This is a genomic window from Pseudoalteromonas sp. bablab_jr011 (genome assembly GCF_016464045.1).
In the GTDB taxonomy this organism is placed as follows: Bacteria; Pseudomonadota; Gammaproteobacteria; order Enterobacterales; family Alteromonadaceae; genus Pseudoalteromonas; species Pseudoalteromonas lipolytica.
In genome coordinates this window covers 23,967-46,812 of record NZ_JACDWU010000170.1, presented here as the reverse complement: position 1 = coordinate 46,812, position 22,846 = coordinate 23,967, and the positions used below count along the sequence as shown (strand labels likewise).

The following is a 22,846-nucleotide window of genomic DNA, read 5'->3' as shown; positions in this document are numbered from 1 at the left end:
TATTGCGCTGGTATGGACGACTAACCTGCTATAAATGGCTTTTATTTTACCATTTCGCACTATCACTCTAGAAAATCAAACTGAATAATTTATAAATACTTAAACTAAAAATGAGTAACAAGACAGGGAAAACAACAACATTAACAAAAACAGAGTTAGTGTATTCTCCCATAATTGATTTTTGATTCACCAACCAAACAAGGTAGCAAGTCACAATCGGCAGGAGTAAGCCATTGGCTGCTTGCGCAAAGATGATCACCGCAACAGGGTCAAGTCCGAGAGACGCCACAACCGCCCCAAACGCTAGGATAATAATCGCCACACCTTTAAAGCGTGTATGACTCATTTTTGTTGACCAACCTAACATACCACACACGGCATATGCACCCGCTAAAGGGGCCGTTATTGCACTGGTGAGGCCCGCAGCACATAAGCCAATAGCAAAAAAGTAGTGGGCCATTCCACCCAACAAAGGCTCTAGTTGTACGGCCATATTGGCTGCAGAAATTTTACCCGCATCGGTGCCATAAAATGCCACGGAAGCTGTTGATAAAATTGCTAAGGTAATAATACCGCCTAGGGTTATTGAGATACTGGTATCTACATTCGTTTCTTTAATAACCTTTTCAATATCTTTATTTTTGTCATGTTTTTGGGCAAGAACGCCTGAATGTAAAAACAGATTATAAGGAACAATGGTGGTGCCGATTAAGGCTAATACCGTGGTAATGGAGTTTTCAGGTAAACTTGGTATAAAGCCCTTTAAAACGAGAGTTAAGGGCGGCGCAGCCATTATTAATGTCGAAATAAAGACCAAGCTCATCAGCACAACTAAAACGATCAATGCACCTTCAATTACTTTATGCTTTCCGGTATACAACAGCACGGCACTTAAAATTGCAATCAAAGGTGTCCAAATCAAAGGATTAAACGAGGGCAATATTTCTTGTAAACCCAGGCTTGCTCCAGAGAGGTTGCCTGCTTCATAGGCTGCACTGCCAATCCCTATTGCGCTGATCACCAAAAACGCGGCTAATAACTTAAACACAGGCGTTTTGATGGTTGTTCTCAGTGCAGTTGCTAAGTCTTGTCCCGTTGTAACACCGAGTCTAGCAGCCATAGATTGCAGCAAAATAGTGGCGATAACCGAAAATAAGAGTGTCCAAATTAAAGCAAAACCAAAGTTTGCCCCTGCAACGCTTGCGGTGGTAATGGTGCCTGGGCCTATAAAGGCAGCAGTGACAAGAAGTCCGGGTCCTAAACGCATGTAAAACCTTTTTATTATTAGAATAGTGAATTTTAGCTAATCAACTCATCGCTAGGCAGCAAAGCCACCGTGTGAGAAGTGCTGTCTGTAGATGCTCACGATATAATGTGTGGTTCTGAGGGTAAAGTAAAAACGGTGAGATTTGAGGGGGGCAAAACGAAAACTACTTCAAAAGTGCAAGTAAATTGATAGTTAGCATACTTAATTATGATTATTTGAATGAATTTATTTACTCTTTTTTAGTGTTTTAACGTTCTTTAATTAAATCAATATAGTAAAAATGAGCACAATAAAAAATATTCTTGTTTATTTTGCGACGCTGTTTGCGGTATTGCGTCATACACATTTATTTAGCGCAGTGAGATAAATGGCAGTGAACGTTGAGTGAGTTAACTTTATCAAAGCGTGTTCAGCGCATTCCCTGGTCATGTTAATTACGCACAGTCATTTGGTTTTGCAACTAAAGAACAGAACTTTAATGTCACCAACAACACATTGTAAACTGGGTTCAATCTCTAAAGACGGCAAAGCAACAGTGATTGCCCGAGTTGCAGCACAAGCAAAGCTTACGGTGTACTACTAATATCGGACTTTTCAATTCAGTGACCGCTGACAAGCGTACAATAGTATACAGTGCATCCGCTTGGTGACATAGGCAGCAAGTAGCCAGCCTGTTGGTCATTCATTACTGCAGCAAAGCGCGCTCGGCCCGCGCTGGTACATCGCAGGAGCTGGGGCATTTTATCGACAACAAATGATATGTCTGATTTTACTTTATTTAGCTCTTCGAGAAAGCAAAATACTCTTTAAACAGTCTTGATAAGAAATGTTCGCGCCTTGAATAAATGAAACAGCGGGTTATCAGTGTTTTTATGGCAATGCTAGGGTACTTTATGTTTTAGGGTACTTTATATTTTAGGGCATAAGGTTGGGCACTTAATGAAGTGGTCGCGGGAAATAAGCGTATATTGCATGTGGCACACACATTGTAAAATTTATACACAGTCCGTACTAATTATGCAGCTTTAAGATTTAAAAAAAATTAATCTCATTAAAAATCAGTGGGTTAATTTGGTTGGCTTTTTGCAAGGTTAAAAGAATTCGTCTTATTTTAACAAAAGGAATTAACAATGCCTGAATTAACCTTGTCTGCTTATTTTGCTGTCTATGTTTACTTAATCATGCTTATTGTTCAATGGGGTGTGGCTGCGGTTGTTAAGGCAAAACAACCCGGTGCCGTACCTGGTAAGTTTAACGCATCTTTGGGTCATGAAAGCTTTGTATTTCGTGCGCATCGCACGTTTATGAATAGTTTAGAAAATAGCCCGTTGTTTTTAGGTGCGGTATTTTTAGGTTTTTTTCTAAATGTGAATAGTAATGTATTCGCTCTGTGTATCTGGGTGTATGTGATAGCAAGGATTATTCACATGCTGCTGTATTACGCTATTGCAACAGAAAAGAACCCAAGCCCGCGCAGCTATTTCTTTTTGATTGCAGCGATTGCCAATATAGCCCTCGTGGTATTAATAGGGTTACGTTTAGTGTAGTGGTCATCATTTTTTAAGCCTAATGTGCTTTGTTTTTAAACCACATTAGAGAAAAAAAGAGGCATTGAATGAATTATCAATGCCTCTGCGATTAAGCGTTTAAATACGCGATTTACTACTCAACACCTATAAAACCACCGGTTTGATGAGACCATAAGGCAGCATAAATACCGCCTTGCGCTATTAATTGTTCATGGCTGCCTTGTTCAACAACACCGCCTTCATCCAGCACGATGAGTCTGTCCATTTGCGCAATGGTTGATAAGCGATGGGCAATTGCGATGACCGTTTTACCCGTCATTAAATCATCAAGGCTGGTCTGTATAGCGGCTTCGACCTCGGAGTCAAGCGCACTGGTTGCTTCGTCTAAAATGAGAATGGGTGCATCTTTAAGTAGTACGCGTGCAATCGCGATTCGCTGGCGCTGTCCCCCAGATAGTTTGACACCTCGTTCACCCACTTGAGCAGCAAACCCTTTATTGCCTTTGCTGTCTTCTAAATCTTCGATAAACTCAAGCGCTTTTGCTTGTTTTGCTGCGGCTAACATTTCATCTTCTGTTGCATCAGGTCTACCATATAAGATGTTATCTTTTACAGAGCGATGCAGTAGTGATGTGTCTTGCGTCACCATTGCGATGTGTTTACGTAAGCTCTCTTGGCTTACCGTAGCAATATTTTGGTTATCAATGGTGATATTTCCGGAATCAACATCGTAAAAGCGAAGAAGCAAATTAACCAACGTTGATTTACCGGCACCTGAGCGGCCAACTAGGCCAATTTTCTCACCTGCTTTAATGTTTAAATTTAAACCATTAATAACGGGGCCACGGTGCGTTTCATTTGCTGCTTTACCATAATTAAACTGCACGTTTTCAAAGCTGATTGCACCTTTCGATACCGCAAGCGTTGACGCGTTGGGTTGATCGTCAACCTCGATAGGCGTCGATAAAGTCTTCATACCATCGGCAACCGTGCCAATGTTTTCAAATAGGCTGCTAATTTCCCACATGATCCACTGTGCCATCCCGTTTAATCGCAATGAAAGACTGACAGCAATAGCGATTGCACCAACAGAAATAGCGCTAATCGACCACAGGTATAAAGATAAGGCAGCAATACTAAAGACCAGTAAATAATTTAAGGTATTGATCGAAAAGTTAAGGCTCGTCACTAAACGCATTTGCTTATAAACAGGTTGTAAAAACACATCCATGCTGTCTTTGGCGTATTGCTCTTCTCGCTGAGTATAAGAGAACAATTTGATTGTTGAAATGTTGGTGTAACTATCGACTACGCGGCCTGTCATTTCTGAGCGTGCATCAGCTTGCGAGCTGGCAACACGCTTTAGCTTAGGAACAAAGTAAAGTTGAATGGCTGCATATAATAGTAACCAAACTAATAGTGGGATCATTAAACGCCAGTCAGACTCTGCGACTAAAAATACCATCGCGCCAAAATACACCACAATGTACATCAAAACATCGAGCAGCTTCATCACGGCCTCGCGAACTGCGAGAGAGGTTTGCATTACTTTAGTCGCAATGCGGCCCGCAAACTCATTTTGATAAAAACTGATACTTTGCCGAAGTAAGTAGCGGTGAGCTAACCAACGTATAGACATTGGGTAGTTACCTAGGAGTGCTTGGTGTAAAACCGCAGAGTGAAAAAACACCACGATAGGCAACACAACAAGCAGTATCACAGCCATTCTGATCAACTCAGATTTTTGCTCAACAAATAAAGTCTCTGGTGTGTATTGGCCTAGCCAGTCAACTAACTGACCCATGTAACTAAAAAGAGAAACCTCTAAAATAGCTAATGCAGCTGCACTTAATGACATAAAGAATAATGACAGCTCCATGCCTCGCGTATAATGGCGGCAAAAAGCAAACAAACTATTGGGCGGCTGAGAAGGCTTTTCTTTAGGAAATGGATTGGTCATCCGTTCAAATATACGATACATAAGCGACGCTTTTATAAAATTAAGTAATGGTACTATATCATTGAGCTGGCTTTTTAGCAGAGCATTTACGATAAAAATAACGTTTAAAATACAACATTTATTCATGTATTTACATGTATTTAAATTAATGAAAACATAACAGGAAAAAGGACGCCATCATGAAAAAATTACTCTGTGCATTGTCGCTATTAGTGTGTTTGCCTGTCAGTGCGTATCAGCTCGAAACCGTTACGTTTAAAGGTCAAAAAACAGCGATTGAAAAGCCGCTGACTGTCATTCTACCGCAGGGTTACAATTCGTCTGTACGTTATAACGTGGTGTACGTATTGCACGGCTTTAGCGGAAACCATACCGATTGGTCAAACCTGACAGAGATAGAAAGATTAGCAGATCACTATAACGTCATTATCGTCAATCCGGATGGTAACTATGGTTCGTGGTATGTTGATTCTGAAGTTGATAACGCATCTCAATACGAAACATACATTGCAGATGATGTCGTTAATTTTATTGATAAAACATATGCAACGAATGCCAGTAAATCAGGCAGAGCAATAACAGGCTTGTCGATGGGAGGGTTTGGTGCATTGCATATTGCAATTAATAACCCTGAACGGTTTGCTGCGGTATCGGGTATCTCAGCTGGGGTTGATGTAAGGCCGTTTTCGGCAGAATTTGACTTAGCAAATGTGCTGGGCAGTTATGCACAAAATAAAGCCCGCTGGGATGATATTGCCATTATAAACAACCTTCATAAAATAGCTGGGGGCAATACGGCTTGGAAAAAAGGCGATGACAGTTTAGCGATTATGCTCGATATAGGGGTTGATGACTTTTTTATTGAACAGAATCGTGCATTACACCACGCTATGCTCACAATGCGAATCCGCCATGACTATATTGAGCGTGCAGGGAAACATGACTGGCATTATTGGCGTCGAGTGATCCCTTATCAGTTTTTATTCTTAACATCTCATATGGAGTAATAACATGTTACAACGCGCACTGGTCGTTTTAGCTGCTGCTTTTTTTATTTTTATCGGCTGGGTAATTTACCTCGCTAATACGGGTCAAAAAGCGGTGTTTTTTGATCTCGTTGCTGCCATTCCTTACGGTGATAAAGTAGGCCATTTTTGTCTGTTCGGGTTACTTACTTTGTTTATTAATCTTGCCTTTAAATTTAAAACGTTTGTTGTGGCCGGGTATACTATCTATTATGCCGCAGCAATCGTGGCAACGTTCGTGGTGTTAGAGGAGTTGAGTCAATACTTTGTTGAAACTCGGACGTTAGATTTTATTGATTTAGTCGCTGATTTTATGGGCATTGCTTTTTTTAGTGGTATTTCTGTTTGGTTATCTAAGCGCTTATACCCGATCAAAAATTAATTTTTAGTGGTTTAGTGACTCGCTTTGTTTCGGCTATACTCAGAATATGGGTTGCTTAGAAGTCGCTTATGAATACAAAAACATCTGAATATTTGCCTGATATTGTTGAGCTTTTACTAGACGCTGTGTGTGTTGTAGATGTTAAAGGTTGCTTACTTTTTACAAATCCTGCCTTCGAAACTATTTTTGGTTATTCACCTGGCGAAGCAATTAATAGACAAATGCTCGATTTTGTTTACCCCGAAGACAGAGCAAAAACCATACATGCAATTAACCAAATAATGAACAACAATCAGCACCCACGGTTTGAAAATCGTTGGGTAAGAAAAGATGGCCGGATCGTGCATGTTTTGTGGTCAGTGTATTGGTCACAAGAGAAGCAAGTCAGAGTCGCCATTGCGTATGACATAACAGAGCAAAAAAACCTCGAACAAAAGCTTATCTATTTAGCAGGGCATGACCCACTCACTGACTTACCAAACAGAAGCTTTTTAATAAACCAACTTGAAGAATCACTGTCAATCGCTAATACGCTTTCGTCGGTGCTTGGGGTGTTGTTTATTGATATAGATGGATTTAAGCAAGTTAATGATATTCATGGTCATGCAGCAGGTGATAAATTATTAAAAACCATCGCGATGCGAATTCGTCATGTGCTTAAAAAAAATGACAGTGTAGGTCGCTTAGGGGGTGATGAGTTCGTTGTCATTTTAAACAGTATAAAGAACAAGCAAGACATTCTTATGTTGGTCGACACGTTAAAGAAAGAGATAGCAAAGCCACTTGAATTTAACGATGCCGAGCTTGCTTACTCCCCTAGTATGGGGGCCGTAATGTTTCCTGAATATTATGGTGATGCAGAGTATTTGATTCAATGTGCTGATAAAGCCATGTACCGTGCCAAGCATTCGGGGGGGAATCAAGTTGTGTTTTATAACGATGATATAAAGTTACCCGGCGCTCAAAGTATTAAACCATAAGTAAAAGTTCAACTGCGACTCAGACTATCAAAATAGGTCTTTAAGTAGACACACATTACAAAAAGCAATCGCCTTTATTTAATAGAGGCGCTTAATACCTATCTGCTGTGTTAAAAGTTTTAACCTAATAATCTGTCTTCTAACTCATTACTATTGCTTGAAGCGAAATATTAGTTAGCCTTGAATGATTCATTGAAGGAGTGACACTATGTTAAAGCGAAAAACAATAACAACGAGCAGTGTTTTGTTTGGCTCATCATTACTATTAGCAACGGCTGCACACGCCACAACGCCTGAAGTTAACAATCAACGAGCATTGCATGAAATAGCGAGTGCAGTTTCAAAGACCCGTATAGAGCAAGATATTCAAACCTTGGTTGATTTTGGCACGCGACATACTTTATCAGAGACTAAATCAAATACTCGTGGTATTGGGGCTGCAAGACGCTGGATAAAAGCGGAGTTTGAAACAATTTCAAAAGCGTGTGGCCAGTGCCTTGAAATTATTGAGGTCAAAGACACTATTTCTGGCGAAAAACGTATTCCAAACCCTGTTGAAGTGGTAAATATAATTGCCATTCAGCGAGGACAGGTTGACCCTAATCGGATGGTTATGATGTCGGGTGATATCGATTCTCGTGTCAGTGATGTGATGGACTACACCTCAGATGCACCGGGTGCGAACGATAATGCCTCAGGTGTAGCGGGTGTGATTGAGTCTGCGCGAGTGTTGTCACAATACACATTTAATGGCTCGATTGTTTATGCCGCACTATCAGGTGAAGAGCAAGGATTGTTTGGTGGTAAAATATTAGCGAAATACGCGCAAGATAATAACTGGCGAGTACATGCTGTCTTAAATAACGATATGATCGGTAATTCTACCGGTATTAATGGGGTAACAGATAACACCACCGCACGTATTTTCTCTGAAGGCACACGGGTTATTGAAACCAAAGAACAAGCCCATAAGCGTCGGTTTACCGGGGGCGAAGTCGATTCCGCGAGCCGCAACCTCGCACGCTACATCGATACAATCGCAGACAAATACATAGAAAATCTTGATACCATGTTGGTGTATCGATTAGACAGGTTTGGGCGTGGAGGGCATCACCGCCCATTCAACGATGTTGGCTTTGCTGCTGTTCGTATAATGGAAACCAACGAAAATTATAATCAACAACATCAAGACTTGCGCACCGAAGATGGCATTACATATGGTGATACAATTGATCATGTTGATTTTGCATATGCTGCAAAGTTAACGTCATTAAATGCAGTGAGTCTTGCGTCAATGGCATGGGCGCCAGCACCACCAACGGGAGTCAGTATTTCAGGGGCCGTTAAACCAAGCACCACCTTATCGTGGCACCACAGTGATGATCCTACAATTACAGGCTATAAAATTTACTGGCGTTATACCAGTGAACCTCAGTGGCAATTTAGTCGTGATGTTGGCAAAGTGACAACAGCGACGTTAAAAAATGTGGTGATTGATAACTACTATTTTGGTGTTGCAGCAGTAAATAAAGACGGTATTGAATCACCCGTTGTTTTTCCGGGTGATGTGGGTGCATTCGAATGGACGAATAATGAGCCCTAAAACCTAATAACACGTCTTTATTATAAAGTGATCGATTTGTCTCATCAGTGAGTTTAAAACTAGTGAGACATTTCAATAGCTTGAAAAAGGAGCTGACATGCAATATCTAGAAAATATGCTGCAAACTGTAAAGGATTCTAACCCACACGAACAGGAATTCCATCAAGCCGTTGAAGAAGTGCTTACCTCATTAACCCCAATTCTTAAAGAAAATGACGTGTATCAACATAATGCGATTGTTGAGCGTTTAGTTGAGCCTGAAAGACAGATAATGTTTCGTGTGCCTTGGTTAGACGATAAAGGAAACGTGCAAGTTAATCGGGGATTTAGAATCGAATTTAGCTCTTCTCTTGGTCCTTACAAAGGGGGATTACGGTTTCATCCGAGTGTTAATTTAAGCGTGGTCAAATTTTTAGGCTTTGAGCAAGTTTTAAAAAATGCGTTAACAGGGCTTCCTTTAGGCGGTGCAAAAGGAGGGGCTGACTTTGATCCAAAAGGAAAGAGTGATCATGAAATTATGCGTTTTTGTCACTCTTTTATGACAGAGTTGTACCGACATATTGGTGCACAAACCGATGTGCCTGCAGGTGATATTGGTGTTGGGGAGCGAGAAATTGGCTATCTATTTGGTCAGTACAAGCGGATTACAAACCAATATAATGGGGTACTTACAGGTAAGCCCACTCTGTTAGGGGGCTCTTCATTAAGAGTCGAAGCAACGGGTTATGGTATCGCCTATTTTCTTAGTGCCATGCTTGATGCTAAAAATGATTCACTAAAAGGTAAACGTTGCTTGGTGTCAGGGGCTGGAAATGTTGCGCTGTATTTAATGGAAAAACTGTCACAATTCGATGCGATTATTTTGACCTGCAGTGACTCAAAAGGCACCTTATATTGTGAAGATGGCCTTGACGTTGAATTAATAAAACACTTAAAAAAAGAGCAGGGCGCTGCGCTGCGTGATTACTTGAACGAGCACCCACAAGCAGAGTATATCCCTGTGAGTCAGTATCCAAAAGACGGTCACCAAGTTTGGCACTTTAACGGCGATATCGCATTACCGTGCGCCACACAAAATGAAATAACTAAAAAAGATGCCCAAGCGCTTGTCGATAATGGCTGTAAAATTGTCTGTGAAGGTGCAAACATGCCAACGACCGCTGAGGCACACGCTATATTTCAAGAACACGATGTATATTTAGGTCCAAGCAAGGCTGCTAATGCTGGTGGGGTTGCAACGAGTCAATTTGAAATGGCGCAAAATGCAAGCTTACAAACATGGCGGCCACAACAGGTTGACGAAAATCTGCAACAAGTAATGAAAAACATTTTTGATAGAGTATCAGCAACGGCAAAGCGTTATTCAAGTGAAGACGACCTGTCGCTCGGTGCAAACATTGCAGGGTTTGAACGGGTTGCTCAGGCGATGCTTAAGCAAGGTGTTGTTTAACTCACAGAACAGCTTATTAATGTTAAGAATGCGCTGTTAATGAATATAGCTAGCCACTTTTTTGCAATTAGACTATGTTTAACATGCTTATTAAAGGAGTTAACTTATGTCTTATGCCGACGGTTTTGTAGCTGCTGTACCCACAGTAAATAAAGAAAAATACCTTGCCCATGCTGAATTTGCAGCCGAAATATTCAAAGAATACGGTGCGTTAAAGGTGGTCGAAACCTGGGGGAGTGATGTACCCGAGGGTGAAGTCACTTCATTTCCCATGGCTGTAAAAGCGGATGAAAATGAAACGGTGGTGTTTTCATGGGTCATCTGGCCTTCAAAAGCTGTTCGCGATAGCGGCTGGCAGAAACTAATGGAGGATTCACGTATGAGTCCTGAAAACAACCCTATGCCATTTGATGGTAAGCGTTTGATTTATGGTGGTTTCGATATTATATTAGACAAATAAGAAGCGTGTATGTGGGCGTGTTTAAGCCCATTGAGTTTTTCTGTCTGATTGCCTATTTATGTAAAGCTCAGCCTTGCTGAGCTTTACTGTTTCTACACTACGAAAATGCCTTTTCGTTGAGTAGTTCTTGCATCTGTTCACGCATTTTGAATTTTTGCAATTTGCCTGTAACTGTCATCGGGTATTCGTCGACAAAGCGAATGTGCTTTGGCACTTTAAAATAAGCCAGCTTGTCTTTTAAAAAATCACGAATGGCATCTTCATCAAGTACGGCATCCTCTTTTGGTTGGATCCACGCACACACTTCTTCACCATATTTTTCATCACTGATGCCAAAAATCGCTGCATCCTGAATACCTGGGTAGGTGTATAGTACTTCCTCTATTTCACGAGGGTAAATGTTTTCGCCGCCGCGAATGATCATATCTTTAATACGACCAACAATCGCTACAAAACCGTGTTCGTCCATCACACCTAAATCGCCAGAATGTAACCAGCCGTGTTCATCGATAGTGGCATTGGTTTTTTCTTCATCGTTCCAGTAACAACGCATAATACCCGCACCTCGGCTACATACTTCACCGGGCACACCAATTTTTTGGATATCGCCAAGTTCATCAATAATTTTCACCTCGGTATGGGCAAGTGCTCGTCCTACTGTTGTCACTTGTTTTTCCAGTGGTGAATCGGTTTCGGTTACATTGTTAATCGGGCTGCATTCAGTTTGTCCATAACCAATAACCACCTCTTTCATGTGCATTAATGTTTGTACTTTGCGCATGACTTCCTCTGGGCATGTGGAGCCAGCCATAACACCTGTACGCAGGCTTGATAAGTCATAATCAGCAAAGTTTTTTAGTTCAAGTTCGGCAATAAACATAGTGGGTACGCCATGAAGTGCTGTACAGCGTTCTTTTTCAACAATATCTAACGTTGTTTTCGGATCAAAGGAATCACCCGGAAAAACGGCAGTAGCCCCTTTACTAATACACACTAAATTGCCCAGTACCATGCCAAAACAATGATATAACGGAACTGGAATACATAATTTATCAAGATGGGTTAGTTTCATGGCTTGTGCCATTAAGAAACCATTATTGAGAATGTTTTTATGCGATAACGTTGCGCCTTTAGGGTTTCCTGTCGTACCCGAGGTAAATTGAATATTGATATCTTGATCTGCTTTTAATGTTGCACTAATCGCATCAAGCTCAAGTTTATGTGCATCAGTCGCACGTTGCATTATGTCGCTAAAACAATACATTCCCGCTGTAGGACGTTCGCCAATGCGAATGATATTTTTCAAATGGGGAAGTGCTTTAAGATCTAAATTGCCTGCATTTGCATTTTTTAGTTCAGGTGCAAGTTCATTTAGCATGTCGATATAATTACTCGATTTAAACTCATCAGCGGTGATGAGTGTTGAGCATTCGACACTGTTTAATGCGTATTTTAGCTCGCTTGGGCGGTAGGCAGGGTTAATACACACCATAATGGCACCTATTTTCGCCGTGGCAAATTGTGTTAAACACCATTCAATGTTATTGGGTGACCAAATACCCACACGATCGCCGGGTTTAACGCCAATTGACAGCAAGCCCATCGCAAGTTGGTTAATCTGTTGCTGGTATTCTTTATACGTAAGGCGGATATTTTGATGATTAACAACAATCGCGGGGTGTTCTGGGTAATTGTCGACAATGTTATCTAGGTACTGACCAATGGTTTGCTCTATGAGAGGAATGTCAGTGCGACCTTTAAAATAGCTTTGTGTTAATGGGAGACTGTTATTATGTATGTTCTTTGCTTGCATTGTTTTCTCCGTGTCCTATTAAAATGTTGTCATGGACTTGATGCGAAAATAACAAAAATGAATACACTGCGTGTTCATTTAGTGTCAGCTTACAGTTTTAACTAAGCATAGATTGTCGACAAATAAAAGTCTTATAAGACTAATGTACAGTGATTGCAGCTAAATTAAGAGAAAAGAATGGTTTTTGGCAGGCATAAAAAAACGTGCCGTAGCACGTTCTTTTTAAACAAGATAAATTACGCTTGATCTTGTTTATAGGTTTTTCGCATTAAGTACACATAGGCACTGATAAACGCGTTTTCTTGAAACTTTTTCAGTCCAGTATCTTCAAACTCTATAGGCAGTGGATTGCGTTTAAGCTGCTCTTTAATTGTTGTTGCGCTGAAAATTTGCACATCTAACTCTTCAATAAGTTGAATGGCTGTTTCCATTTTGAAACCTTTAGCACTGCCTGCAAATTTACCTTTAGGTTGACGCTCTTTAATTGCAACAGAATCAATTTGGTAATCTTGCATCAGTTTTCTAAAATCAAACTGAAATTTGCGCATAACTTCTGTGTCATTACCATCGCCTAACGTGAAGCGAGTTTGTCTTACATCACGGATATCAAACACGTCGTTATCTTTCGTTAAAATACACAGTAGTACATCACTACCTGTAATTTCTACACCGCATGTTCTCATAGTTAATCTCTAAATAACTTAATTTGCGCAATTATAGCAAGTAACGTCCTGAAAAACAGTTGCTTTAAAAATGAATTTTAATTGCAATCGAACTATGGTCACTTACTGTAATATCTTCTACTGCTTGGTGGGGGTTTAAATGCGCATCATAGCTTTCGTATCCCAGCTTTGAGACCTTTGATAGTGCGCATTGTGGATTAAAATGCGCAGAGACCAAAATATAATCGAGCACATTCCCCTTGCCGTGATAATAGTGGCTAAACGGCTTTGTGTTGTTCTCACTAGCAGCGCAAAATAGGTAGGCGTCTGTTAAGCCGACGACGGGTTCATTATTTGCTATACAGGGCTCGCAACGAGTCGGGTGAAAGCCTTGTGTCATAAATGATAATGTGGGGCTTGTCAGCACGTCGTTAAAATCGCCCATCACCAAGGTGGCACATTGTTTTTCACGCTGTGTTTTTAACGCATCGTAATAAACAATAGACGCCTCTAATGAGCGTGATATTTGCGATTGCATTGCGCCAACTGTTTGGTGCAGCAACTGCAATAAGGGATCTTCAAGGTTATGTATGTTGAGTATGTGCGCCATAGATTGCACACGTTGTGATTTAAAATGCACAACATAACAGCACACCTCACCAAATTCAGGAAAGTCCAAGAAACACTTTATAGGCGTGCGATTAAACTTAAAATCACTTTGGTTGTTGAGGTATTCAAGCAATTCTGGGCAGGGAGTCAAAGGTTCGACAAAAGTGAAAGGGTATTTACTGGCGATAGCAACAATAGGATTAAACAGCACTTGAGGGTACAGCGCATCGTGCGAAGGGGAGTCGACGGTTTCAAAATAATCATAACCGGCTTCTTTACACTGTATTTCTAATGCGTGAGCACTAAAAACCTCTTGAAACGCGACCACATCGGCTTTCGAATCAAACAGAAAATCACGCACAAACTGCTGCTTTTGCTGCCACTGCGTGTTGTTATAGCGTTCATGCTGTTGGTAAAACGAATAAGGGGGAGCGGTGTAGTTAAGTAAATTCAAACTAGCAAACTTGAGCGTATGCGTGTGTGGCATCGTGATCACCGTTAAAGTACTGACCTGTTAAGTATGAAATGACTTAAGTAATTGTCAATTTACTGACCTAAATACTTGTATTTGAGGACTCTAGCGGCGACAATGGGCGCTTGTATTTGCGAAGACTCAGTAAATACACGTCTTTTAGGCACCAAATGGCAATGCTTATTCGTAAAAGCGTTGCAGAGTTACTCAAAATTTATTTAAAAAATTACATGTGATGCATTGTAGGCATCACCACTGTATAAGGATTTATAATGCCAGTTATTACCCTTCCTGACGGCAGTCAGCGTAGTTTTGAAAACCCAGTAAGTACATATGATGTTGCCAGCGATATTGGCCCAGGTTTAGCGAAAGCAACCATAGCCGGTCGTGTAAATGGTAATCGTGTTGATGCATGTGACTTAATTACCGACGATGCGCGCTTAGAAATTATTACTGCCAAGGATGACGACGGTTTAGAAATCATCCGTCACTCTTGTGCGCACCTTATTGGTCACGCAGTTAAGCAACTTTTCCCTGACGCGAAAATGGCAATTGGTCCAACGATCGACAATGGTTTTTACTACGATATCGATATGGATCACTCATTAAGTCAAGACGATTTAGACGCCATCGAAAAGCGCATGCTTGAACTTGCAAAAACAAACTACGATGTGGTTAAAAAGACCGTAAGCTGGCAAGAAGCGCGTGATACATTCGAAGCACGTGGTGAAACATACAAAATGGAAATCTTAGACGAGAATATCGCAAAAGATGACCGCCCTGGTTTATACCACCACGAAGAATACATTGACATGTGTCGTGGCCCACACGTACCAAATATGAAATTCTGCCAACATTTTAAAATAATGAAAGTGGCGGGTGCTTATTGGCGCGGTGATTCTGAAAACAAAATGCTGCAACGTATTTACGGCACAGCATGGGCAGATAAAAAGCAACTTAAAGCGTATCTAAAACGTTTAGAAGAAGCTGAAAAACGTGACCACCGTCGCATTGGTAAAGCACTTGATTTATGGCATTGGCAAGAAGAAGCGCCGGGTATGGTGTTTTGGCATAATGACGGCTGGAGCATTTACCGTGAGCTTGAAGACTTCGTTCGTGAAAAACTACGTGAGTACGATTACGAAGAAGTGAAAGGCCCATTAATGATGGACCGAGTTTTGTGGGAAAAATCAGGGCACTGGGATAAATACGCAGATGCCATGTTCACCACAGAATCTGAAAAGCGTGAATATGCTATTAAACCAATGAACTGTCCTGGTCATGTGCAAATTTTCAACCAAGGTCTAAAATCATACCGTGACTTACCATTGCGTATGGCTGAGTTTGGTTGTTGTCATCGTAATGAGCCATCAGGTGCATTACATGGCTTAATGCGTGTTCGTGGTTTTACACAAGATGATGCACATATATTCTGTACTGAAGACCAAATTATGGATGAAGTATCAGCGTGTATCAAAATGGTTTACGACACGTATGAAACGTTCGGTTTTGAAAAGATCGTTGTAAAACTGTCTACTCGCCCAGAAAAACGTATCGGTGAAGACGAAATGTGGGACAAAGCAGAGCTTGCGTTAGCAGAAGCTCTGAAAGTAAACGACATTGAGTTTGATTACTTACCGGGTGAAGGGGCGTTTTACGGTCCGAAAATTGAATTTACATTATATGATTGTTTAGACCGTGCATGGCAATGTGGTACAGTGCAATTAGATTTTGCATTACCAGGTCGTTTAGGTGCGACATACGTTGCAGAAAATAACGAACGTCGTACACCAGTTATGATACACCGTGCTATATTAGGTTCGATTGAGCGTTTCATTGGTATTTTAACCGAAGAATACGCCGGATTGTTCCCGACATGGCTTGCACCTAAGCAAGTGGTGATCATGAATATCACGGATAAACAAGCTGACTATGTGCAAGAAATTGTACAAAAATTAAATAAACTTGGAATTAGAGCCGCTGCTGACTTGAGAAATGAGAAGATTGGCTTTAAAATCCGTGAACATACGTTAAAACGTATTCCTTACTTACTTGTTGTAGGCGACAAAGAAGTTGAACAACAAGAAGTGGCAGTACGCACTCGCACAGGTGAAGACCTAGGCAAATTTAATGTTGATGATTTCATTGCAAAAATTAGCGACGAAATAAAAAATCGACAATAAATCATGAGCGTGTAGGGCATAACAAACAGCCAACTACACGCTTTTTATTTTATATTCTTGGAGGATCGTACCATTAGAGGCGGCAAGAAAGGGCAACAAACAGCTCAAAAAAATCGTATCAACGAAGATATTACAGCTAAAGAAGTTCGTTTAATTGACATTGACGGCGAGCAAGCTGGCATCGTGTCATTAAAAGAGGCGCAAGCTATGGCTGATGATGCGGGTGTAGATCTTGTAGAAATCAGTCCTAATGCTGAGCCACCTGTTTGTAAGGTTATGGACTACGGTAAGTTCATCTTTGAGAAAAGCAAAGAACTAAAAGAACAAAAGAAAAAGCAAAAGCAAATCCAGGTGAAAGAAATCAAATTCCGTCCAGGCACGGATGAAGGTGATTACCAGGTTAAGCTTCGCAATTTGCGTAAGTTCTTAGAAGCGGGTGATAAAGCTAAAATTACTATTCGTTTCCGTGGTCGTGAAATGGCTCACCAAGAAATTGGTATTGAATTATTAAATCGTGTTAAAGCTGATTTGGAAGATGTTTCACAAGTTGAATCTTTCCCAAATCGTGTTGAAGGTCGCCAAATGGTTATGATGATGGCACCTATTGCTAAAAAGCAATAAACAAGCGATAATACGCACCGAATTTATCTCAGGTCATCAAGTAACAGCTTGCTGTTCACCTGAAATAACCGGTTTAAGTAAAGTTGCAGTGCATTAGTACTGGGCTTTCACCGGATAATGGCGGTAAGTTAGGCCTTGAAAGAAGAGCTATTTATATCTCTCGCCTGCTTGCCATATTGTTGAGCAATACATTTGGAGTTATTGCAATGGCTTACAAGCTAAAATCACACAGAGGCGCAGCTAAGCGTTTCAAGAAAACTGCTTCTGGCGGTTTCAAGCGTAAACAAGCGCATCTTCGTCACATTCTGACTAAGAAAACTTCTAAGCGTAAATTACACTTACGTCCTAAGATGATGGTTCATAAGAATGACCATGGTCTAGTTTCACGTATGTTACCATTCGCTTAATAGGAGTCTTCAGAAATGGCAAGAGTTAAACGCGGTGTTATCGCACGTGCACGTCACAAAAAAGTTTTAAAACAAGCTAAAGGCTACTACGGAGCACGTTCACGTGTTTACCGCGTAGCTTTCCAGGCAGTTACTAAAGCGGGTCAATACGCTTACCGTGACCGTCGTGCTAAGAAACGTACTTTCCGTCAACTTTGGATTGCACGTATCAATGCAGCAGCTCGTCAAAACGGTCTTTCATACAGCCGTTTTATCAATGGTCTTAAAAAGACATCTGTAGAAATCGATCGTAAGATCCTTGCAGATATCGCTGTTTACGACCAAGTTGCATTCGCAGCGCTTGTTGCAAAAGCTAAAGAAGGCCTAGCGGCTTAATTTTCGCTTTTGATACAGTTTAAAAAGGAGCCTAGTGCTCCTTTTTTTGATCTTAGAACTCCTGAACCGTGAATCTTTAAATAATCACGTCCTGTCATTTGCTCCATTTTTTTGTTGAATCACCGCAGTTTACGCAATCTATTCTAATTAGTTGTTATAATTCCCGTTAATAGAATAAGTACCGCACTTGAGAGTGATATGTTTGCCAGTTTAGTGTTTTTATCTACTGTAGTGACTTTAGACAGCCACCTACCTCCTTTGTTACCGTGGCAAGGTAACAGTGTGTCTTTAATGCAAGAAAAAGGGCCATTAACGACTGATTTTGAATTAAGTGATGGCACCTTATCGCCAAATTATGCAGACACAATGGCTTTTGTAGATCGACTCGTTGCGGCTAATCCTACTCAATTTAAAGTAAAAACGATTGCCACAAGTAGCAGTGGCCGCGCAATAAAAATGCTTGTTGCTAATGAGCAAGGGTTGTTTGAGCCAACACAACTTGTTGCAGATACCAAACCAACTATCTTTGTTCAAGCGGGTATTCACAGCGGGGAAATTGACGGTAAAGATGCCATGTTTATGCTATTACGTGATATTGCGACCGGAAAGCGTCGTGATATTTTAAGTAAAGTAAACATACTGTTCATTCCAATTCTGAATGTAGATGGTCACGAACGTAGTAGCCAATTTAACCGTATAAATCAACGCGGCCCAGCAGAAATGGGATTTAGAACTAACGGTCTAAATTTAAACTTAAATCGTGATTATACAAAGCTTGATACCCCCGAAGTACAAGGGGTTATGCAGGTTATAAATCAATTCAAACCCGATCTTTATATTGATGTACATGTAACAGATGGCGCTGATTACCAATACGATGTCACGTATGGGTACAATCCTGTGTTCTCAAGTGAGTCACCAAGTGTGTCAGAAGCGCTAGACACCCTGTTTAAACCTGTCATTGATGCCAAATTAGAAAAAGCAGGGCACATACCTGGGCCATTAGTGTTTGTTATGGACAAGCGCGATTTTAAAAAAGGCTTAGCAGGATGGGTTGCGACACCTCGTTATTCGAATGGGTGGGGTGACTTACGTTCATTGCCTAGTATTTTAGTTGAAAATCACTCTTTAAAACCTTACAAGCAGCGTGTGTTAGGCACTTATGTGTTTATCGACGGCGCTATTGATGCGCTTGCAGCTAACGATAAAGCATTAAATGCCGCTGTAAAAAAAGAGCTCGATTTTAAACCGAGACAACTTGTTGTTGAGCGAAGTTACGCAAAGCAACCCGACACACTCGCATTTAAAGGCATTGCCTATTCACGCAGTGAAAGCGCGCTTACAGGGCAAGCTGAAGTTAAATACCTCGGTGAAGCTAAAAACTATGAGTCATTGCCGATTTTTTGGCAAAAAGACGTTAAGAAAACGGTTCATGTTCCTCGTGCGTTTTACATTCCACCTGCGTATAGCAATATAATCAAAAAACTTAAGTTACACGGTATCGACGTTACACAGGTTGATAACACGCCAACGGCAGTGATGACACAGGCAAGCGTAGTCGACTATACATTTGCTAAAGCTCCCTTTGAAGGGCGTTTTCGTGTAGATGCCAAATTTGACTATGCCCCTGTGCAAGTAGATGTACAGGGCTGGTATAAAGTCTCAACGGCGCAACCCTACTCAGAATTGGCAACACATTTGCTGCACCCTGAAGCGCCTGATTCATTTTTTTCATGGGGTGAGTTTAACACCATTTTTCAACGTACTGAGTACATGGAAAATTACGCGCTCATGCCGTATGCTCGACAGATGTTAAAAGAAAAACCGGCCCTTGCGTTAGAGTTTGATCAGAAAATTCGTGAAGATAAACAATTTGCGAATGATCCAGAAGCGCGTTTGAATTGGCTTTATGAGCGTACCCCATTTTATGATAAAGCGTATTTAAAATACCCAATTTTAATGACGTTTGAGACACCTGAACAAGGATAAAAACGATGAAAGTCATTACAGTCCCTGTGACGGGGTTTGCACAAAACTGCCGCATAATTATTTGCCAGCAGACGAATAAAGCAGCATTAGTTGACCCTGGCGGTGATGCTGAAAAATTATGCGCTCAGCTTGCCTCACTTGGTTGTGAATTAATTGCAATTTATCTAACCCATGGTCATTTAGATCATGTTGGTGCGGCTAAACAGCTTGCCGATAAGTTTAATGTTGACATCATTGGTCCACACATTGACGACAAGTTTTGGTTTGATTCACTGCCAATGCAAGCTCAAATGTTCGGATTTGCACCCATTTCACCTTTTTATCCAACACAGTGGTTAAACCATGGCGATGTGATTAGCGTGGGTAATAGTCAGTTATCGGTGCGCCATTGTCCAGGCCATACGCCAGGGCACGTGGTCTTTTATGATGACGAGACACAGCAGGTCATCGTCGGAGATGTTATTTTTCAAGGTTCAGTAGGGCGCACAGACTTTCCAAAAGGCGATAGTGCGCAGCTGCTTGCATCAATTAAATCAGAAATTTTATCGTTTGCAGATGAAGTTGCCATTTTACCTGGTCATGGTCCAAACACTACCGTAGGGCATGAGCGAAAAACGAATCCATTTATTAGTGGACGCTTTGGCTAAAATTGCATTTTTTTCGCATAAATAATAGAAAATAGGCAGACTGACATTCAAATCAGTTATATAATTTACTCAGTATTTTTAAAGAAAAAGAAATAAAATGTCTCTAAACCAAGTAGATCGCCAAATTTTGGCATTATTACAGCAGGATGCTAGCTTATCAACGGCAGAAATTGCCGATAAAGTTGGTTTATCTCAATCTCCTTGTTGGCGTCGTATCGCTAAACTTGAACAAGATGGTTATATCAAAGGTAAAGTTGCTTTACTTGATGAGAAAAAGCTTGGCTTTGATATGTTGGTTTATGCACATGTTCGCTTATCAAATCATGGCAGAACAAACTTAGCTGAATTTGAACGTTTAATCATGAGCTACGACGAAGTGACCGAGTGCTATAGCATGGCGGGTACTATGGACTTTATGCTGCGCATTATTTCTAAAGGAATTGAAGGGTATGAGCAGTTTGTTCGCGATAACCTTCTAAATCTTGAGTTTGTGCAAGAAGTACACTCAAATGTGACGATGACTTGTGTGAAGCGAAGTACATCTTTACCTCTTTAATTATACCTTCTTCATTTAGCTTTTTATTGACAAACGGTTAGTGCTTTTGCGTGCTAACCGTTTTGTTGTCTGTGTGTTTACGGTTGTTGCTGATTGTTAACGTAGGCAGTTTTTGCTAGAATTCTGCGCCTTGCCAAAATGCATACACTTGAAAGAGGATCTTAATGTTTAACTTACTCAGCAAAGCGCCAAGCTCTGCTAAAAACGATATATTATCAGGCCTGACAGTCGCACTGGCATTGGTGCCAGAAGCCGTTGCTTTTGCTTTCGTTGCTAATGTAGAGCCTTTAGTAGGCCTATATGCCGCATTTATTGTTGGTTTGATTACGGCTATTTTTGGTGGTCGCCCTGGAATGATATCAGGTGCAACCGGCGCATTAGCCGTCGTAATGGTAAGTTTAGTATTAGACCATGGCGTTGAATATCTATTTGCGACGGTATTATTGATGGGGATATTACAGATCCTCGCAGGTATATTTAAGCTTGGTAAGTTTATTCGCATGGTACCTCACCCCGTCATGTTAGGCTTTGTGAATGGTCTTGCTATCGTTATTTTCTTAGCCCAACTAGGTCAATTTAAAGTGCCAGATGGTATGGGCGGCCAACAGTGGATGGAAGGTCAAGCGCTCTACATAATGCTTGGTTTAGTCGCGTTAACAATGGCGATTATTCACTTTTTACCTAAGCTAACTACCGCGGTACCTTCATCATTAGTTGCTATTGTGACAGTCACGGGTATTGTGATTGGTTTTGACCTTGAAGCACGCACTGTGCTTGATTTCTTAAAAGGGATGACGGGTAACGAGCAAGCAACTATTGCAGGCGGTCTGCCGCAATTCCATATTCCAATGGTGCCATTTACCCTTGAAACGTTAAAAATAATTTTTCCGTATGCATTAATTCTAGCGGCAATTGGCTTAATTGAATCATTGTTAACACTCACGCTTATAGATGAAATTACAGAAACGCGTGGCCACAGTAATAAAGAGTGTATTGGTCAAGGTGCTGCTAATGTAACCTGTGGTTTCTTTGGTGCAATGGGCGGGTGTGCAATGATTGGCCAATCAATGATTAACATTAACTCGGGTGGTCGCTCACGTTTATCAGGTATTAGCGCGGCCTTACTCCTATTGGCATTCATTATTTTTGCAGCAGGCTTAATCGAAATGATCCCGCTGGCGGCACTGGTTGGTGTAATGTTCATGGTGGTACTGGGCACATTTGAATGGGCAAGCTTTAAAATGATGAAGCGCGTGCCTAAGTCTGATGCATTTGTGATTGTATTAGTGTCTGGTGTGACTGTTGCCACTGACCTTGCTATTGCTGTGTGCGTAGGTGTGATTGTGTCTGCACTGGTATTTGCTTGGCAGCATGCTAAACACATTTATACAAGTAACTATATCGACCAAGAAGGCTCAAAAGTGTATGAATTGCATGGCCCACTGTTTTTTGGCTCGGTGAAAAACTTTGCCGAATTATTCGATGTAAAAAGTGATCCCCAAGACGTCATTATTGAGTTTAAACATAGCCGAGTGGCAGATCACAGTGCGATTGAAGCCATTGATAGTTTAGCCGATAAGTATGCTAAAGCGGGTAAAAAATTACATTTACGTCATTTAAGCCCAGATTGTATTCAGTTGCTTCATAAAGCACGCGATCTTGTCGAGGTTAACGTGATTGAGGATCCTAAATACAAAGTAGCCTCTGATAAATTGGCGTAATAAATTGCCGATTAAAAAGCGAAGGCCGTCAAAGTCTTCGCTTTTTTAATGCCTGTAGAATGCGGTAAGGCTATTAAAAATTAAGATAGGTGGCAGTGCTTTGCATGAGTGACTATCGGTATAATAAAAATAACG

At 41.0% G+C, this 22,846-nt stretch carries 20 protein-coding genes; 15 read left to right on the top strand and 5 right to left on the bottom strand.

Annotation, left to right across the window (positions count from 1 at the left end):
• Positions 1–67 precede the first annotated feature (67 nt).
• Complete coding sequence (locus JIG41_RS09185) at positions 68–1,267, bottom strand: Nramp family divalent metal transporter (protein WP_199524601.1); 1,200 nt, start codon at positions 1,265–1,267, stop codon at positions 68–70.
• 1,130 nt (positions 1,268–2,397) lie between these two features.
• On the opposite strand from JIG41_RS09185, the gene JIG41_RS09180 reads away from it, so the two are divergent.
• Positions 2,398–2,814, top strand: a complete 417-nt coding sequence (locus JIG41_RS09180; protein WP_036968147.1) for an MAPEG family protein — start codon at positions 2,398–2,400, stop codon at positions 2,812–2,814.
• A gap of 115 nt (positions 2,815–2,929) precedes the next feature.
• Here JIG41_RS09180 and JIG41_RS09175 read toward each other — a convergent pair whose 3' ends face one another.
• The gene (locus JIG41_RS09175) at positions 2,930–4,777 is read right to left on the bottom strand and encodes an ABC transporter ATP-binding protein (RefSeq protein ID WP_065979997.1); all 1,848 of its coding nucleotides are present in this window, start codon (positions 4,775–4,777) and stop codon (positions 2,930–2,932) included.
• A 158-nt stretch (positions 4,778–4,935) separates the two neighbouring features.
• Here JIG41_RS09175 and JIG41_RS09170 point away from each other — a divergent pair, with 158 nt between their 5' ends.
• The 6 genes from JIG41_RS09170 to JIG41_RS09145 all read left to right on the top strand — a co-directional run bounded on the left by JIG41_RS09170 (position 4,936) and on the right by JIG41_RS09145 (position 10,656).
• Positions 4,936–5,763, top strand: coding sequence for an alpha/beta hydrolase family protein (locus JIG41_RS09170; protein ID WP_199524600.1), 828 nt, complete (start codon positions 4,936–4,938; stop codon positions 5,761–5,763).
• A 4-nt stretch (positions 5,764–5,767) separates the two neighbouring features.
• Complete coding sequence (locus JIG41_RS09165) at positions 5,768–6,163, top strand: VanZ family protein (RefSeq protein WP_036968155.1); 396 nt, start codon at positions 5,768–5,770, stop codon at positions 6,161–6,163.
• Between the two features lie 68 nt (positions 6,164–6,231).
• Positions 6,232–7,143 carry a diguanylate cyclase domain-containing protein gene (locus tag JIG41_RS09160; protein ID WP_199524599.1) on the top strand — a complete coding sequence of 304 codons (912 nt, stop codon included), beginning with the start codon at positions 6,232–6,234 and terminating at the stop codon, positions 7,141–7,143.
• Between the two features lie 208 nt (positions 7,144–7,351).
• Entirely contained in the window at positions 7,352–8,746 is a 1,395-nt protein-coding gene (locus JIG41_RS09155) for a M28 family metallopeptidase (RefSeq protein WP_199524598.1), read from the top strand.
• A gap of 97 nt (positions 8,747–8,843) precedes the next feature.
• Positions 8,844–10,196, top strand: a complete 1,353-nt coding sequence (gdhA, locus tag JIG41_RS09150; protein WP_199524597.1) for an NADP-specific glutamate dehydrogenase — start codon at positions 8,844–8,846, stop codon at positions 10,194–10,196.
• Between the two features lie 106 nt (positions 10,197–10,302).
• Positions 10,303–10,656: a DUF1428 domain-containing protein gene (locus JIG41_RS09145; protein WP_074989583.1), complete on the top strand. Its 354-nt coding sequence runs from the start codon at positions 10,303–10,305 to the stop codon at positions 10,654–10,656.
• Positions 10,657–10,753: 97 nt separating this feature from the next.
• Here JIG41_RS09145 and JIG41_RS09140 read toward each other — a convergent pair whose 3' ends face one another.
• From JIG41_RS09140 to JIG41_RS09130, 3 genes are all read right to left on the bottom strand, one after another.
• Entirely contained in the window at positions 10,754–12,469 is a 1,716-nt protein-coding gene (locus JIG41_RS09140) for an AMP-binding protein (RefSeq protein WP_199524596.1), read from the bottom strand.
• 236 nt (positions 12,470–12,705) lie between these two features.
• On the bottom strand, positions 12,706–13,152 hold the full coding sequence (locus tag JIG41_RS09135) for a DUF3010 family protein (RefSeq protein ID WP_036968178.1): 447 nt from the start codon (positions 13,150–13,152) through the stop codon (positions 12,706–12,708).
• A gap of 64 nt (positions 13,153–13,216) precedes the next feature.
• Positions 13,217–14,227 carry an endonuclease/exonuclease/phosphatase family protein gene (locus JIG41_RS09130; protein ID WP_199524595.1) on the bottom strand — a complete coding sequence of 337 codons (1,011 nt, stop codon included), beginning with the start codon at positions 14,225–14,227 and terminating at the stop codon, positions 13,217–13,219.
• A gap of 257 nt (positions 14,228–14,484) precedes the next feature.
• Between JIG41_RS09130 and thrS the strand changes: the two genes are divergently transcribed.
• From thrS to JIG41_RS09090, 8 genes are all read left to right on the top strand, one after another.
• Positions 14,485–16,395, top strand: coding sequence for a threonine--tRNA ligase (gene thrS, locus JIG41_RS09125; RefSeq protein WP_036968184.1), 1,911 nt, complete (start codon positions 14,485–14,487; stop codon positions 16,393–16,395).
• Between the two features lie 57 nt (positions 16,396–16,452).
• Entirely contained in the window at positions 16,453–17,016 is a 564-nt protein-coding gene (gene infC, locus JIG41_RS09120) for a translation initiation factor IF-3 (protein WP_074989585.1), read from the top strand.
• 206 nt (positions 17,017–17,222) lie between these two features.
• Positions 17,223–17,423, top strand: a complete 201-nt coding sequence (gene rpmI, locus JIG41_RS09115; RefSeq protein WP_004587840.1) for a 50S ribosomal protein L35 — start codon at positions 17,223–17,225, stop codon at positions 17,421–17,423.
• 15 nt (positions 17,424–17,438) lie between these two features.
• The gene (rplT, locus tag JIG41_RS09110) at positions 17,439–17,798 is read left to right on the top strand and encodes a 50S ribosomal protein L20 (RefSeq protein WP_036968189.1); all 360 of its coding nucleotides are present in this window, start codon (positions 17,439–17,441) and stop codon (positions 17,796–17,798) included.
• A 198-nt stretch (positions 17,799–17,996) separates the two neighbouring features.
• On the top strand, positions 17,997–19,787 hold the full coding sequence (locus tag JIG41_RS09105; RefSeq protein ID WP_199524594.1) for a M14 family metallopeptidase: 1,791 nt from the start codon (positions 17,997–17,999) through the stop codon (positions 19,785–19,787).
• Positions 19,788–19,792: 5 nt separating this feature from the next.
• On the top strand, positions 19,793–20,434 hold the full coding sequence (locus JIG41_RS09100) for an MBL fold metallo-hydrolase (RefSeq protein WP_036968195.1): 642 nt from the start codon (positions 19,793–19,795) through the stop codon (positions 20,432–20,434).
• Positions 20,435–20,531: 97 nt separating this feature from the next.
• Positions 20,532–20,990: an Lrp/AsnC family transcriptional regulator gene (locus JIG41_RS09095; RefSeq protein ID WP_036968198.1), complete on the top strand. Its 459-nt coding sequence runs from the start codon at positions 20,532–20,534 to the stop codon at positions 20,988–20,990.
• 164 nt (positions 20,991–21,154) lie between these two features.
• Positions 21,155–22,711, top strand: a complete 1,557-nt coding sequence (locus JIG41_RS09090; protein ID WP_036968200.1) for a SulP family inorganic anion transporter — start codon at positions 21,155–21,157, stop codon at positions 22,709–22,711.
• Positions 22,712–22,846 lie beyond the last annotated feature (135 nt).

Coding starts and splice junctions, on each gene's coding strand:
- JIG41_RS09140 (WP_199524596.1), bottom strand. CDS start 12,469: ATGCAAGCAAAGAACATACATAATAACAGTCTCCCATTAACACAAAGC.
- JIG41_RS09165 (WP_036968155.1), top strand. CDS start 5,768: ATGTTACAACGCGCACTGGTCGTTTTAGCTGCTGCTTTTTTTATTTTT.
- rpmI (WP_004587840.1), top strand. CDS start 17,223: ATGGCTTACAAGCTAAAATCACACAGAGGCGCAGCTAAGCGTTTCAAG.
- JIG41_RS09095 (WP_036968198.1), top strand. CDS start 20,532: ATGTCTCTAAACCAAGTAGATCGCCAAATTTTGGCATTATTACAGCAG.
- thrS (WP_036968184.1), top strand. CDS start 14,485: ATGCCAGTTATTACCCTTCCTGACGGCAGTCAGCGTAGTTTTGAAAAC.
- JIG41_RS09175 (WP_065979997.1), bottom strand. CDS start 4,777: ATGTATCGTATATTTGAACGGATGACCAATCCATTTCCTAAAGAAAAG.
- gdhA (WP_199524597.1), top strand. CDS start 8,844: ATGCAATATCTAGAAAATATGCTGCAAACTGTAAAGGATTCTAACCCA.
- JIG41_RS09185 (WP_199524601.1), bottom strand. CDS start 1,267: ATGCGTTTAGGACCCGGACTTCTTGTCACTGCTGCCTTTATAGGCCCA.
- JIG41_RS09135 (WP_036968178.1), bottom strand. CDS start 13,152: ATGAGAACATGCGGTGTAGAAATTACAGGTAGTGATGTACTACTGTGT.
- JIG41_RS09180 (WP_036968147.1), top strand. CDS start 2,398: ATGCCTGAATTAACCTTGTCTGCTTATTTTGCTGTCTATGTTTACTTA.
- JIG41_RS09105 (WP_199524594.1), top strand. CDS start 17,997: ATGTTTGCCAGTTTAGTGTTTTTATCTACTGTAGTGACTTTAGACAGC.
- JIG41_RS09100 (WP_036968195.1), top strand. CDS start 19,793: ATGAAAGTCATTACAGTCCCTGTGACGGGGTTTGCACAAAACTGCCGC.
- JIG41_RS09090 (WP_036968200.1), top strand. CDS start 21,155: ATGTTTAACTTACTCAGCAAAGCGCCAAGCTCTGCTAAAAACGATATA.
- JIG41_RS09170 (WP_199524600.1), top strand. CDS start 4,936: ATGAAAAAATTACTCTGTGCATTGTCGCTATTAGTGTGTTTGCCTGTC.
- JIG41_RS09160 (WP_199524599.1), top strand. CDS start 6,232: ATGAATACAAAAACATCTGAATATTTGCCTGATATTGTTGAGCTTTTA.
- rplT (WP_036968189.1), top strand. CDS start 17,439: ATGGCAAGAGTTAAACGCGGTGTTATCGCACGTGCACGTCACAAAAAA.
- JIG41_RS09155 (WP_199524598.1), top strand. CDS start 7,352: ATGTTAAAGCGAAAAACAATAACAACGAGCAGTGTTTTGTTTGGCTCA.
- JIG41_RS09130 (WP_199524595.1), bottom strand. CDS start 14,227: ATGCCACACACGCATACGCTCAAGTTTGCTAGTTTGAATTTACTTAAC.
- JIG41_RS09145 (WP_074989583.1), top strand. CDS start 10,303: ATGTCTTATGCCGACGGTTTTGTAGCTGCTGTACCCACAGTAAATAAA.